14 protein-coding genes and 1 pseudogene are annotated in these 12,905 nt (G+C 70.6%); 10 read left to right on the plus strand and 5 right to left on the minus strand.

Annotated features, from left to right (window positions below; genetic code table 11):
- The first annotated feature begins 74 nt into the window (after window positions 1–74).
- Genes G4X40_RS01555 through G4X40_RS01565 form a run of 3 tightly spaced genes read left to right on the plus strand, consistent with a single transcriptional unit; the run spans window position 75 to window position 2,736 of the window.
- Window positions 75–1,724 (plus strand): acyl-CoA carboxylase subunit beta, encoded by a 1,650-nt coding sequence (locus G4X40_RS01555; protein WP_277829691.1) that lies wholly within the window; start codon window positions 75–77, stop codon window positions 1,722–1,724.
- Window positions 1,721–2,047 (plus strand): acyl-CoA carboxylase epsilon subunit, encoded by a 327-nt coding sequence (locus tag G4X40_RS01560; RefSeq protein WP_277829692.1) that lies wholly within the window; start codon window positions 1,721–1,723, stop codon window positions 2,045–2,047. Before G4X40_RS01555 ends, G4X40_RS01560 begins: the two co-directional genes overlap by 4 nt.
- Before the next feature lie 5 nt (window positions 2,048–2,052).
- Window positions 2,053–2,736, plus strand: a complete 684-nt coding sequence (locus G4X40_RS01565) for a Maf family protein (RefSeq protein WP_277829694.1) — start codon at window positions 2,053–2,055, stop codon at window positions 2,734–2,736.
- A gap of 15 nt (window positions 2,737–2,751) precedes the next feature.
- Here G4X40_RS01565 and G4X40_RS01570 read toward each other — a convergent pair whose 3' ends face one another.
- Together G4X40_RS01570 and G4X40_RS01575 are read right to left on the minus strand one after the other, a co-directional pair.
- Window positions 2,752–3,234, minus strand: a complete 483-nt coding sequence (locus tag G4X40_RS01570) for a group III truncated hemoglobin (RefSeq protein WP_277829695.1) — start codon at window positions 3,232–3,234, stop codon at window positions 2,752–2,754.
- The gene (locus tag G4X40_RS01575; RefSeq protein ID WP_277829696.1) at window positions 3,227–3,910 is read right to left on the minus strand and encodes a helix-turn-helix transcriptional regulator; all 684 of its coding nucleotides are present in this window, start codon (window positions 3,908–3,910) and stop codon (window positions 3,227–3,229) included. The genes G4X40_RS01570 and G4X40_RS01575 overlap by 8 nt, the downstream gene beginning before the upstream one ends.
- Before the next feature lie 150 nt (window positions 3,911–4,060).
- On the opposite strand from G4X40_RS01575, the pseudogene G4X40_RS01580 reads away from it, so the two are divergent.
- From G4X40_RS01580 to G4X40_RS01600, 5 genes and pseudogenes are all read left to right on the plus strand, one after another.
- Window positions 4,061–4,940, plus strand: a pseudogene (locus G4X40_RS01580) (methyltransferase domain-containing protein).
- Between the two features lie 99 nt (window positions 4,941–5,039).
- A complete protein-coding gene (locus G4X40_RS01585) occupies window positions 5,040–5,936 on the plus strand; it encodes a sulfurtransferase (RefSeq protein WP_277829697.1) in 897 nt (298 codons plus the stop codon).
- Window positions 5,933–6,364: a SufE family protein gene (locus G4X40_RS01590; RefSeq protein WP_277829698.1), complete on the plus strand. Its 432-nt coding sequence runs from the start codon at window positions 5,933–5,935 to the stop codon at window positions 6,362–6,364. Before G4X40_RS01585 ends, G4X40_RS01590 begins: the two co-directional genes overlap by 4 nt.
- 152 nt (window positions 6,365–6,516) lie before the next feature.
- On the plus strand, window positions 6,517–8,307 hold the full coding sequence (locus tag G4X40_RS01595) for an acetyl/propionyl/methylcrotonyl-CoA carboxylase subunit alpha (protein ID WP_277829699.1): 1,791 nt from the start codon (window positions 6,517–6,519) through the stop codon (window positions 8,305–8,307).
- Window positions 8,308–8,496: 189 nt separating this feature from the next.
- The gene (locus G4X40_RS01600; RefSeq protein ID WP_277831217.1) at window positions 8,497–8,847 is read left to right on the plus strand and encodes a hypothetical protein; all 351 of its coding nucleotides are present in this window, start codon (window positions 8,497–8,499) and stop codon (window positions 8,845–8,847) included.
- A gap of 44 nt (window positions 8,848–8,891) precedes the next feature.
- Here G4X40_RS01600 and G4X40_RS01605 read toward each other — a convergent pair whose 3' ends face one another.
- On the minus strand, window positions 8,892–9,488 hold the full coding sequence (locus G4X40_RS01605) for a TetR/AcrR family transcriptional regulator (RefSeq protein ID WP_277829700.1): 597 nt from the start codon (window positions 9,486–9,488) through the stop codon (window positions 8,892–8,894).
- Window positions 9,489–9,605: 117 nt separating this feature from the next.
- Between G4X40_RS01605 and G4X40_RS01610 the strand changes: the two genes are divergently transcribed.
- Both G4X40_RS01610 and G4X40_RS01615 read left to right on the plus strand, forming a co-directional pair.
- A complete protein-coding gene (locus G4X40_RS01610) occupies window positions 9,606–10,583 on the plus strand; it encodes an oxygenase MpaB family protein (protein WP_277829702.1) in 978 nt (325 codons plus the stop codon).
- Between the two features lie 132 nt (window positions 10,584–10,715).
- Window positions 10,716–10,841 carry a hypothetical protein gene (locus tag G4X40_RS01615; RefSeq protein ID WP_277829703.1) on the plus strand — a complete coding sequence of 42 codons (126 nt, stop codon included), beginning with the start codon at window positions 10,716–10,718 and terminating at the stop codon, window positions 10,839–10,841.
- A 54-nt stretch (window positions 10,842–10,895) separates the two neighbouring features.
- On the opposite strand, the gene G4X40_RS01620 is transcribed toward G4X40_RS01615, so the two are convergent.
- Both G4X40_RS01620 and G4X40_RS01625 read right to left on the minus strand, forming a co-directional pair.
- Window positions 10,896–11,279: a VOC family protein gene (locus tag G4X40_RS01620; RefSeq protein WP_277829705.1), complete on the minus strand. Its 384-nt coding sequence runs from the start codon at window positions 11,277–11,279 to the stop codon at window positions 10,896–10,898.
- A 10-nt stretch (window positions 11,280–11,289) separates the two neighbouring features.
- Entirely contained in the window at window positions 11,290–12,888 is a 1,599-nt protein-coding gene (locus G4X40_RS01625) for an acetyl-CoA acetyltransferase (protein WP_277829706.1), read from the minus strand.
- Window positions 12,889–12,905: the final 17 nt, after the last annotated feature.

A 12,905-nucleotide genomic window follows, 5' to 3' on the forward strand; every position in this document is an offset into this window, starting at 1 on the left:
TTCCACTCGCGCTACTCACGGGTAACCGCCCCTGCCTCCGGTGACCTGTACCACCCCTCGCTAACATCGCCTACATGACCAGTGCGACTGAATCGGCGACCGGCGCCGCGGACCCACAAGATCCCGGTGCCATCGACATCCACACGACTGCCGGAAAGCTTGCGGACCTGCGACGGCGTCTCGACGAGACCAAGCTCCCGGTCGGCGAGGCGGCGGTGGACAAGGTCCACGCGAAGGGAAAGCTGACCGCCCGCGAGCGCATCGCGGCGCTGCTCGACGAGGGCTCGTTCGTCGAACTCGACGCGCTCGCCCGGCACCGCTCGACGAACTTCGGCCTGGGCGCGACCCGTCCGCTCGGCGACGGCGTGGTCACCGGCTACGGCACCATCGACGGCCGCGAGGTCTGCGTGTTCTCGCAGGACGCGACCGTCTTCGGCGGCAGCCTCGGTGAGATCTACGGCGAGAAGATCGTCAAGGTCATGGACCTGGCGCTCAAGACCGGCCGTCCGCTGATCGGGATCAACGAGGGTGCGGGCGCCCGCATCCAGGAGGGTGTCGTCTCGCTCGGCCTGTACGGCGAGATCTTCCACCGCAACATCCAGGCGTCCGGCGTGATCCCGCAGATCTCGCTGATCATGGGCCCTGCCGCCGGCGGTCACGTCTACTCGCCCGCATTGACCGACTTCGTCGTCATGGTCGACCAGGCCTCCCAGATGTTCGTCACCGGCCCGGACGTCATCAAGACCGTCACCGGCGAGGACGTCACCATGGAGGACCTCGGCGGTGCGCACACGCACATGACCAAGTCCGGTGTCGCCCACTACGTCGCCTCCGGCGAGCAGGACGCGCTCGACTACGTCAAGGAACTGCTCTCCTACCTGCCGAGCAACAACCGCGGCGAGGCCCCCCGCTACCCGGCGTCGAACCCGGCCGGTTCGATCGAGGAGAACCTGACCGAGTCGGATCTCGATCTCGACACGATCATCCCGGACTCGCCGAACACCCCGTACGACATGCACGAGGTCATCGCCCGCCTGGTCGACGACGAGGAGTTCCTCGAGGTCCAGGCCCAGCGCGCGATGAACATCATCGTGGGCTTCGCCCGGATCGACGGCCGCTCGGTCGGCATCGTCGCCAACCAGCCGATGCAGTTCGCCGGCACCCTCGACATCGCCGCCTCGGAGAAGGCCGCCCGGTTCGTGCGGACCTGCGACGCGTTCAACGTGCCGATCCTGACCCTGGTGGACGTGCCCGGCTTCCTGCCCGGGACCGGCCAGGAGTACGACGGCATCATCCGCCGCGGCGCCAAGCTGCTGTTCGCGTACGGCGAGGCCACCGTCGGCAAGATCACCGTCATCACCCGCAAGGCGTACGGCGGCGCGTACGACGTCATGGGCTCCAAGCACATGGGTGCCGACGTGAACCTGGCGTGGCCGACCGCGCAGATCGCGGTCATGGGCGCCTCCGGCGCGGTCGGATTCGTCTACCGCAAGGAGATCAAGGCGGCCGAGGCAGCCGGCGAGGACGTCGACGCGCTGCGCCTCAAGCTCCAGCAGGAGTACGAGGACACCCTGGTGAACCCGTATGTGGCGGCCGAGCGCGGGTATCTCGACGCGGTCATCCCGCCGAGCCACACCCGCGGCCAGATCGCGTCCGCATTGCGCCTGCTCGAGCGCAAGTCGGTCACATTGCCGCCCAAGAAGCACGGAAACATCCCGCTATGAGCACCGAAGCTGTGATGGACTGCGAGACTGTGAGCATCGACGAACTGGTGGACGAGGTGGGCGTCGTGGACGACATGGTCGCGGCGGTCACCGAGGCAGCGCAGGCCGAGGACGCCCGGACGATCAAGATCGTCAAGGGCAACCCCAGCGACGAGGAGATCGCCGCGCTGGTGGTCGTGCTGGCCGCGGCCGGCTCGGCCGACGACGGCGGCGGCGACTCCGGCAAGCCGCGTGAGTTGTGGGGCGACTTCTCCGAGGCGCTGGACCGCACGGTCCCCGGCTCGCCGCTGTCCTACCAGAACGACCGGCGCTGGGGCCGGTAGCACGGATGTCGCAGCAGGAGGGGCCGACGCCGGCCGGACCACGGTTCGTGCTGGCGTCGGCCTCTCCTGCGCGTCTGTCGGTGCTGCGAGCCGCCGGCGTCGAACCGCTGGTACGCGTCTCGGACGTCGACGAGGACGCCGTCGCGGCGGCACTCGGACCTGACGCCACCCCCGAACACGTGGTGACCGCCCTCGCGACCGCCAAGGCGCGGGAGGTGCTGCGCGCACTGTCCGCCGAATACCCGCACGGCGGGGTGCTCGACGACGCAGTCATCGTCGGCTGCGACTCGATGCTGCACGTCGACGGCCGACTGGAGGGAAAGCCGCACACCCCCGAGGTGGCCCGCGCCCGCTGGGAGGTCATGCGCGGACGTAGCGGCGCGTTGCTCACCGGGCACTGCGTGCTGCGGGTGCACGGCGGCCGACTCGCCGGCGAGGTCGCCGACCACAGCACCACAACGGTGCACTTCTCCTCGCCCACCGACGCGGACCTGGACGCCTACCTGGCCACCGGAGAACCCTTGAAGGTCGCGGGCGCGTTCACGCTCGACGGCCTCGGCGGCTGGTTCGTCGAGGGCATCGAGGGCGACCCGTCGTCGGTGATCGGCATCGGCCTGCCGCTGGTGCGCAGGCTGCTCGGTGACCTCGGGGTCGGCGTCGCCGAACTCTGGGCCGCCAACCGGACCTGAACCGGCGAAGCCGGCTCAGGGCTCCCGCTCGGTGAACCGCGTGCCGGGTTGTCCGGCGAGCACGCCGTCGAGTTCCGCGGAATCACCACCGGTCAGCCGCCGATGCATCGCCCACGCGATCCGCCCCGCCTGCAGCTTGGCCCGCTCCGCGCGGGGCCCGCGGAAGAGCGCGTCCACCGACGCCGTCCACAACTCCAGCCACCGGACGAAGTGCGCGGCCGCGAACGGGTGGCCGGCATGGATCTCTCCGTGCACGGTGTGCACGCTGCTCCGGTAGCTGCGGGCCCGCAGCAGCACCGTCTCCCAGAAGTCGCACATCACCGGCAGATGCGAGTCGAGACCCTTGACCCGGATCTGCTCCATCAGCTCGTAGAGCGCGTCGTCGTACAGGGCGCGCCCGTAGAAGTGGCGCAGCAGACGATCGATGTCGGCGCGGTCGGCCAGGTCGGCCGACTCCGCCTCCGCCTCGCCCGCGGCGGTCGTCGTCAGCTCAGTCATGACCGGCGTCCCCGGCTCCTGCGGGCTCGGCAGGTCCCGACCGCACCGCAAGCCGCGCCACGCACAGTTCGGGCTCCACGAACGGGCTCAGCGCCACCTGCACCCCCTCCTGTGCCAGCCCCTCGAGCAGCCCGGCGTGCACCTGACACGCGACCTCGGGATGTTCGCGCGCGAAACCGCGGATCGGGCAGGCGCACAGCTCCAGCTCGCGTGCCTCCGACTCCCCCGCACCGGTCTCGGCTTCGTCCCGGGGCACCGGGACGAAGCCCATCGCGGCAAAGGCCTCGGCCACGGCGGCGGTGGACCGGTCCAGCGCGGACGCGCCGTCGTCCACGGACTCGCCGCGGGTCAGTCGGGCGGCCCAGCGCCGCCCCGCCTGGCGCGCCCGACCGGACCGCACCGTGGGTGTCGCCCCGAGCTCGAGCGCGAGCACCTCCGCGAGCGCCCGGTAGTCGACCCGCTGCGCCGTCGGCTCGTAGCCGGTGCGAGGGCGACCCACTCCGCTGCGCGCCATCCGCACCCGCTGGACCAGACCTGACTCGCACAGCGCGTCGACGTGGAAGCGGACGGTGGTCACGTGCAGCCCTGTCGCGCGGGCGAGTTCCTGGGCGTCGATCGGCCCCTGGTGGGCGCGCACCAGCTCGAGCACCCGGTCGCGCTGCCGGTCTGCGGCCATGTGGACTCCACCTCCCACCCCGTCGATTTGAATGATCAGATTGCTTGATTTTAGTGCCCAGAACCGTTGACGCCTACTTTGGCTTGCCTTACCTTAATTTCACGTCGGCATCCGACGGTCCGGTCGGCCCGCACAGGAAGGCACCAGATCATGGCACTCACCCACCCCGGCGACCACACGGCGTCGACCGCCTCCCGCTCGTCCCGCGGCGCACGGCCGGCACCTGCGCCGCTCCCGCTGGCCGAACGCGACTCCGCCCATCTACCCGGCCACTGGCTGCTGGCCCGCCTGGGCAAGCGGGTGCTCCGGCCCGGCGGCGTCGAACTGACCTCCGCCATGCTCGACAACCTGGCCGCGGCCGACGGCTGGGCTCGCCGGAGCCGATGTGGTCGAGCTCGCGCCGGGCCTCGGCCACACGGCGGCCCGACTGCTCGACCGGGCCCCGGGCTCCTACACCGGCGTCGAGTACGACGAATCCGCTGCCGCGATCGTGCGCGAGCGGATCGGCACGCGGGGCCGCTGCGTCGTCGGCGAAGCCGCCGGCACCGGGCTGCCCGACCACAGTGCCGACGTCGTGCTCGGCGAGGCCATGCTGACCATGCAGACCGACCGTCACAAGGCCGAGATCATCGCCGAGGCGTCGCGTGTGCTCCGCCCGGGCGGCCGGTACGCCGTCCACGAGCTGGCCCTGCGCCCGGACGACCTCGACGACCGGCTCAAGAACGAGGTGCAGCGCTCGCTGGCACGGTCGATCAAGGTCAACGCCCGCCCGCTGACGATCGCCGAGTGGCGCCGGTTGCTCACCGACGGGGGCTTCGAGGTGACCTCCGTGACCACCGCGCCGATGGCGCTGCTCGAGGCGCGGCGGCTGCTCGCCGACGAGGGCGTCGCCCGGACCGCACGGATCACCGCGAACCTGCTGCGCGACCGTCAGGCGCTGCGCCGCGTCCTCGACATGCGCTCGACCTTCGTGAAGTACCGGCGCGAGATGACCGCGGTCTCGCTGGTCGCCACCAAGGTCGCCGGCTGAGTGTCGGCGGCGGACCGGGGGCCGCGACCGGACCCGCCGTCGGACACGGGTACTAGGCTGATCACGTCCGATCGCCTTGCCGAAATCCAGGAGTGCACAGTGCCCGTCGCACCTGAGCAGAACGCCGCCTTCGCCGAGTTCGCCCACCCCGAACGTCTGGTGTCCACCGAATGGCTCTCCGCACATCTGGGCAGCCCCGGACTGGTGGTGGTCGAGTCCGACGAGGACGTGCTGCTCTACGACGTCGGGCACATTCCCGGCGCGGTGAAGATCGACTGGCACCTCGACCTGAACGACCCGGTCACCCGCGACTACATCGAGGGCCCTGCGTTCGCAGATCTGATGAGCCGCAAGGGAATCAACCGCGACGACACCATCGTCGTCTACGGCGACAAGAGCAACTGGTGGGCCGCCTACGCACTGTGGGTGTTCACGCTGTTCGGGCACAAAGACGTCCGCCTGCTCGACGGTGGACGTGACGCCTGGCTTGCCGAGGCGCGGGAGACCACGCTCGACGTGCCGACCCCGTCGCGCACCGACTACCCGGTCGTCGAGCGCGACGACAGCGCCATCCGGGCCTACCGTGATCAGGTGCTCGCACACCTCGGCGAGGGCCCGCTGGTCGACGTGCGGTCGCCGCAGGAGTACACCGGAGAACGCACCCACATGCCCGACTACCCGGAGGAGGGCGCGCTGCGCGGCGGGCACATCCCCAGCGCCGTATCCATCCCGTGGTCCAAGGCCGCGGCACCGGACGGTCGCTTCCGCACCCGCCCGGAACTCGCGGAGATCTACGGCGCCTTCGATCCGTCCGAGAGCGTCGTCGCGTACTGCCGCATCGGCGAGCGTTCGAGCCACACCTGGTTCGTGCTGACCCACCTGCTCGGCTTCGACCGCGTCCGCAACTACGACGGCTCTTGGACCGAGTGGGGCAACGTCGTTCGGGTTCCGATCGTCAAGGGCGAGGAGCCCGGACAGGTGCCGGCGAAGGCATGAACACCGGCTCGACCCTGCCGGCCGCACTGGCCGAGATCATCGACGACTTCGCCGCGGTGGAGGGTCAGGACAAGCTGCGCCTGCTCCTCGAGTTCAGCCAGGAGCTCCCCCCGCTCCCGGCCGAGCTCGAGGAGGCGGCGATGGAGCCGGTGCCGGAGTGCCAGTCGCCGCTGTTCCTGTCCGTCGACGACTCCGATCCCGGGCACGTCGTGCTGCACTTCAGCTCGCCGCCCGAGGCGCCGACGACCCGCGGTTTCGCGTCGATCCTGCACCAGGGACTCAACGGCGAGAGCGCGGCGGCGATCCTCGCGGTCCCCGACGATTTCTACTCGACGCTCGGGCTCGCCGAGGTCGTCAGCCCGCTGCGGCTGCGGGGCCTGTCGGCGATGCTGACCAGGATCAAACGGCGACTGCGAGCGACCGCCTGAGCGCCTTCGCCCCGCCACCAAGCAAACGCTAGGCCGGTAAAAAGGGGCACCCGTGTAAGCCTGCTCAGGAGCGCTGCTTACACTCCGATGTGATGTCAGTAACCCCACCCCACGAGGGACCGGGGCTCCGCACGTGAACAACAGGAGGCTCAGTGCCCAGCCACTCAAACGCACAGATCACCAAGGTGCTCGTCGCGAACCGCGGTGAGATCGCCGTGCGGGTGATCCGGGCGGCAGCCGACGCCGGTCTCAAGAGCGTGGCCGTCTACGCCGAGCCTGACGCCAATGCCCCGCACGTCCGCATGGCGGACGAGTCCTTCGCGCTCGGCGGTCAGACCTCCGCCGAGTCGTACCTGGACTTCGCCAAGATCCTCGACGCCGCCAAGAAGTCCGGCGCCGACGCGATCCACCCGGGCTACGGCTTCCTGTCCGAGAACGCCGACTTCGCCCAGGCCGTCCTCGACGCCGGGCTGATCTGGATCGGTCCCTCACCGCAGTCCATCCGCGACCTCGGCGACAAGGTCACCGCCCGGCACATCGCCGAGCGCGCCAACGCGCCGATGGCCGCCGGCACCAAGGACCCGGTCAAGAACGCCGACGAGGTCGTCGAGTTCGCCAAGCAGTACGGCGTGCCGGTCGCGATCAAGGCCGCGTTCGGCGGCGGTGGCCGCGGCATGAAGGTCGCCCACACCGTCGAGGAGATCCCCGAGCTGTTCGAGTCGGCCACCCGTGAGGCCATCTCCGCGTTCGGCCGCGGCGAGTGCTTCGTCGAGCAGTACCTCGACAAGGCCCGCCACGTCGAGGCCCAGGTCATCGCCGACATGCACGGCAACGTCATCGTCGCCGGCACCCGCGACTGCTCGCTGCAGCGCCGCTTCCAGAAGCTCGTCGAGGAGGCCCCCGCGCCGTTCCTGACCGACGAGCAGCGCAAGCGGATCCACGAGTCCGCCAAGGCCATCTGCCGCGAGGCGGGCTACTACGGCGCCGGCACCGTCGAGTACATGGTCCAGGGCGACACCATCAGCTTCCTCGAGGTCAACACCCGCCTGCAGGTCGAGCACCCGGTCACCGAGGAGACCGCGGGCATCGACCTCGTGCTGCAGCAGTTCAAGATCGCCAACGGCGAGGAACTCGAGTTCACCGAGGACCCGACCCCCCGCGGACACGCGATCGAGTTCCGCATCAACGGCGAGGACGTGGGCCGCGGCTTCCTGCCCGCCCCCGGCCCCGTCACCCTGTTCGAGCCCCCGACCGGCCCGGGCGTGCGCATGGACTCGGGCGTCGAGTCCGGCTCGGTCATCGGCGGCCAGTTCGACTCCATGCTCGCCAAGCTGATCGTGTACGGCGAGGACCGGGGTCAGGCCCTGGCCCGCGCCCGCCGCGCCCTGGCCGAGTTCAAGGTCGAGGGCCTGGCCACGGTCATCCCGTTCGACCGCGCGATCGTCGAGCACCCCGCGTTCATCGGCGACGAGAACGGTTTCAGCATCTACACCAAGTGGATCGAGACCGAGTGGGACAACACCATCGAGCCGTTCAACGCGCCCGGTGAGCTCGACGAGGACGACAACGCCCCCCGCCAGAACGTCGTCGTCGAGGTCGGCGGCCGCCGGGTCGAGGTCTCCCTGCCCGGCGATCTGGCCATCGGCAACGGCGGCGGCAACGGCGGCGGCGCGCTGCGCAAGAAGCCCAAGCCCCGCAAGCGCGGCGGCGCCGCCGGCACCAAGGCCTCCGGCGACTCGGTGACCGCGCCCATGCAGGGCACCGTCGTCAAGATCGCCGTCGAGGAGGGCCAGGAGGTCGCCGAGGGCGATCTGGTGCTCGTGCTCGAGGCCATGAAGATGGAAAACCCGGTCACCGCGCACAAGGCCGGCGTCGTCACCGGCCTGTCCGTCGAGCCGGGCGCCGCCATCACCCAGGGCACCGTCCTGCTCGAACTGAAGTAGTCGAGCGCTCGCGCTTCACACCCGGGTGTCTATTCGGTCTGTCGCCAGGCCGGGAAGACACCCGGGCGTTAGCCTTTTATGCATGGTCGACCTGCCCGGCATCCCCGTCGGCACAGAGGTGCACGGGGGCCTGCGCGAGGGCGACCGCCACGATCGTCGTCGATGCGACAGCCAACAGGGGGAAAGCTGATGGAACCGGTCGAGGTCAACGCCGGAAGCTGGTATCTGCGCGCGATGCGTGCCGATGACCGCGTGGACGACCGTCCCGCGCTGCGGTCGATGGGCATCACCGACCCTGGCTACGTCGAGCAGCGCGCCCGCCAATGGGTCGACGACGAGCACTACTCGTGGGCCATCTGCGAGCCGACGAGCGGCGAGATGCTCGCCGAGGTGGGGCTCACGCTCACCGACGGCACCGCACTGCTGGAGGGCCGCGCACGGGACGGGCACGACGGCGCATTGGCCGACGGCGAGGCCGCGGTCCGGCGCTTCGCGGAGTCCGGGCTGGGATTGACCGTCGAGAGCGAGTGGCCTTCCTGATCCGATCGGACGGGCCCCGTCCGCGTGCGCTCAGACGCCGGCGATCAGCCGCGGGTGGTGTCGGCGCCGGCCACCAGTTCGACACAGTGCGCGACGAACCGCTCCCGCGGCGCCCCGATCGTGCCGTCGAGAAGGGCGATGAACAGGCTGCTCAGCGCGCCCACCACCCCGATCGCGGTCATCTGCTTCTCGTCCGCATCCGGCACGCCCGAGAGCTGGTCGTGCACAAGCGTCACGAACGCCGGCATCAGCGCCATCCCCCGGCCGTTCAGCGCGGACTCGGTCAGCGGCGTGAGCAGCAGCACCCGGCCCATCTCGGGCTGATCCACCATCAGGGCGACGAAGGCCTCCACCGCGGCAGTGGCCCGCTCGCGGCTGCCGTGCCCGCCACGGGAGACCGCCCCCACCAGCACGTCCTGCGCGCGGGCGCCGACCTCGTCGTACACCGACCGCACGAACTCGTCGCGGTCGGCGAAGCTCTCGTAGAAGTACCTCTCGGTCAGCCCGGCCCGACGGCACACCGCGCGGACGGTCACCGCGGGACCAGCGGGATCACCGAGCAGGGCGATCCCGGCGGCCAGCAGATCCCGCCGGCGGGCGGCCTGCCGGACCTCGAGTGTCGCGCCTCGGTCGACGGCCATGGCCACCTCCTGAACACTCCACACATCCTTGACAACGGTCATTGTCATTCATAGCCTGACAACATTCGTAGTCAGTATTCGACCCGCGGCGTCGGCCGCGCGCATCGGGGAGTCGCGATGACCGAAACGCCAGTACGCCCGGCACCGTCGTCACCCGAGCGTCCGCGGCCCGCACCGCTCGGACCGGATTCGCTGACGTGGAGATACTTCGGCGACTGGCGCGGCATGCTGCAGGGCCTGTGGGCGGGCTCGATGCAGAACATGCACCCCAAGCTCGGCGCCGCGGTCGAGCAGCACTCCCGGTTCTTCGAGGAGCGCTGGGAACGGCTGTTCCGGTCGCTGTACCCGATCGGCGGGGTGGTCTTCGACGGCGACCGCGCGTACGACACCGGCCGCGAGGTCCGCGACTACCACCGCGACATCAAGGGCGTCGACGCGCAGGGCCGTCGCTACCACGCCCTCGACCCGGACGTCTTCTACTGGGCGCACGCCACGTTCTTCGTCGGCACCATCCTGACGGCCGACAACTTCGCGGGCGGGCTCACCGAGGCGGACAAGCGGGCGCTCTTCGAGGAGCACAAGCAGTGGTACCGCCAGTACGGGATGAGCATGCGGCCGGTCCCGGAGACCTGGGAGGGTTTCCTGCAGTACTGGGATCACATGTGCCGCAACGTACTCGAGGACAACAAGGCCACCCGGGACGTGCTCGACCTGACCGAGCTGCCTCCCCCGCCGTTCGCGCCGTGGATCCCGGAGCTGCTGTGGCGACCGGTCCGCGCGGTGCTCGCGCCGTCGTTCGTGTGGCTGACCGTCGGCATGTACGACCAGCCGGTGCGCGAGTTGCTCGGCTACTCGTGGACCGACCGGGACCGCCGGCTGCACGCGCTGGCCGGCAAGGCCATCGACCTGGTGTTCCGGCTGGTTCCCGAGCGCCGCCGCAAGCACCCGCGGGCGCGCGACGGGGTCGACCGCGCGCTCGGCCGCATCCCGTCCGGCACCGCACTGGTGCACACACCCGAGCGCAATCTACCGCCGGCCGCCCAGCGGTCGAACCCGATGCACTACTGCCCCGTGCACGCCGAGCGCCGGGCCTGACGGGGAGCAGCCGGGCGGCTGGACGACCGGCCGACGCCTCGGCATTCTCAGCTTTCCCACAACGATCCCTCAGCCCCCGCATGAGTCGCCTTGCCATGCTCGAACGGAGACCACTCGGCGCAGGAGGACACCATGATCGAGACCGCACTCACCGTTGCCACGACCGCCACCACCGTCGCACTGCTCGCCGCGATGGCGATGTCCCGCACGCTCGCCGGCCACAGTCAGGGCGACCTGGTCCGGGTGCGCGCGAAGTAGGACCGCACCCGGCAGGCATCCGTCACCGGGTGCCGAGGCCGAACCGACTTCAGGTCACGGCAGGTTGAGCTGCCAGGACACCCCGAACCGGTCGGCCACCCAGGCGAAGGCGGTGGAGAAGCCGTACTCGCCCAGCGGCATCAGGGTGCTGCCGTCCGCGGCGAGCGCCTGCACCAGGTGCTCGAGTTCCGCACGGTCGGCACAGTCCACGAACAGCGACGTCGACGGGGTGAAGTCGAAGGCATGCGGAATCGCGCTGTCGCTGACCAGGATCCGCTGACCGGCCAGATCGAGTTCGGCGAGCTGGATGCCCAGCGACGGATCGTCGTGCGGGGTCGACGCGATCACCTCCGCCCCCGCGAACACCGAGGTGTACAGCTCGATCGCGGCGGCGCCGACGCCGCCCTGGAACATGAGGAACGGCCGTATCCGGGTCACGGTGGCCACCCTAACAACGCTCACCCACACCGACACCGAGTTCGTTCATCCGGATCTCGGTGAGCGTCACCCGGTTGCGGCCCTCGACCGAGCGTGCATACACGCGCCGGCCGATCGGCTCGTCCGCGGTCAGCCACTCGAGGAACTCCGTGTCGCCCTCGACCTCGTTCGCATAGAAGCGCTCCCCGGTGGCCTCCAGACGCCCGATGACGATGGCCAGGCGGCTGTCGTCCTTGGCGTACTTGACGGTGTAGGTGTCGACCGTCGCCCAGCCGTCGGCGCGGTCGGTGCTCGCGACCGCGGGCCACCCGTCGATCTCGGCCTGCGCCTGCGCGCTGCGGTCGGCCGGCCACCCGGTCGGGGTGGTCGAGTAGACCGCGGCCGAGTATTTCGACAGGATTCCGCCGTTGGCCCCGACGAACCCGAACGACCCGGGCTCCTTGCGGCAACGGTCGACGGTTTCGGCGATCGCGTGCATCGAATAGTTGTTGCCGGCACCGCCGAAGAACGGCAGTCCACCGGTCACCGTCAGCCCCCGCGGGTCGTCGGCGCCCAGGCCGAGCCCGTCCGCCACGTTGGACACCGCGATCGGAAAGCAGCTGTAGAGGTCGATCGTGGACAGATCGGCGACGGTGATCCCGGCGGCATCGAGGGCCGACCGGGCGGCCATGACCGACGCCGGGCTCGCGCCCAGATCCTGCCGCTCGAGCAACTCGCGCTCGCGCAGGTCCGCCCGGCCGTGCAGGAACACCCAGCGGTCCTGCCCGATGCCCAGTTCCCGTGCGGCGCCGACCGACATGATCAGCACGGCCGCACCCTGATTGACCTGATCGCGCGCGACCAGGTAGCGCGTGTACGGGTCGGCGATGACCCGGTTCTGCGGTGACGGCTCGGCCAGTTCGGCCGCGTCGCGTTCCGTCGGCGCCGCGGCGTGCGGGTTGCCGGCCGCCACCCGGGTGAACGGTGCGAACAGCTCCCCCATGCCGCGGGCGTACTCCGCGCGCGACCGGCCCAGCCGCGCACGCCGGGCGTTCTCCAGCATCGCGTACTGGCAGGCCGCGTCGGTCAGACCGTGTCCGAGCGCGGACGGCGTCACCAGCCCCTCGATGCCGAGGCCGCGGTCCTCGAGATCACCGGGGATCGTCTCGGTGAAGTCCGGCCGGTCCGGCGCATCCGCGAGGTACCGGACCGTCGAGATCGCCTCGGAGCCGAACAGCAGGGCCACGCGAACGTCGCCGGCAGCGATCTGCCCGGCGACGTCCGAGACCAAGTGCTGCGGCCCCTGCCCGCCGACGACCTCGAGGACCGCCCCGGCCGGGTCGGCACCGACCCGGGCCGCGACCGAGCGCGGATAGTTGTTCGACCGCCCCAGCGGCGCCCACGCGACCGGCGTGGAGATCTCGAACTGCCGGATCCCGCCCACGGTGTCGACGGCCGCGGCGAGGGCGGCGACGTCGCCTCCGGTGTCGGCCAGCGCCGCACTCGCGGCCTCCGCGGCCAGGGCGACGGCGGAGAGCGCCCGATAGTCGGCGTCGTCGATCCGCTCGCTGTACTGTCCGACGCCCACGAGGACGGGGGTGCGCGGGTCGAGCTGTTCCACCGGGGTCATGGGAGTACTACAGCACA

The organism is Speluncibacter jeojiensis (assembly GCF_029589495.1).
GTDB lineage: Bacteria > Actinomycetota > Actinomycetes > Mycobacteriales > Mycobacteriaceae > Speluncibacter > Speluncibacter jeojiensis.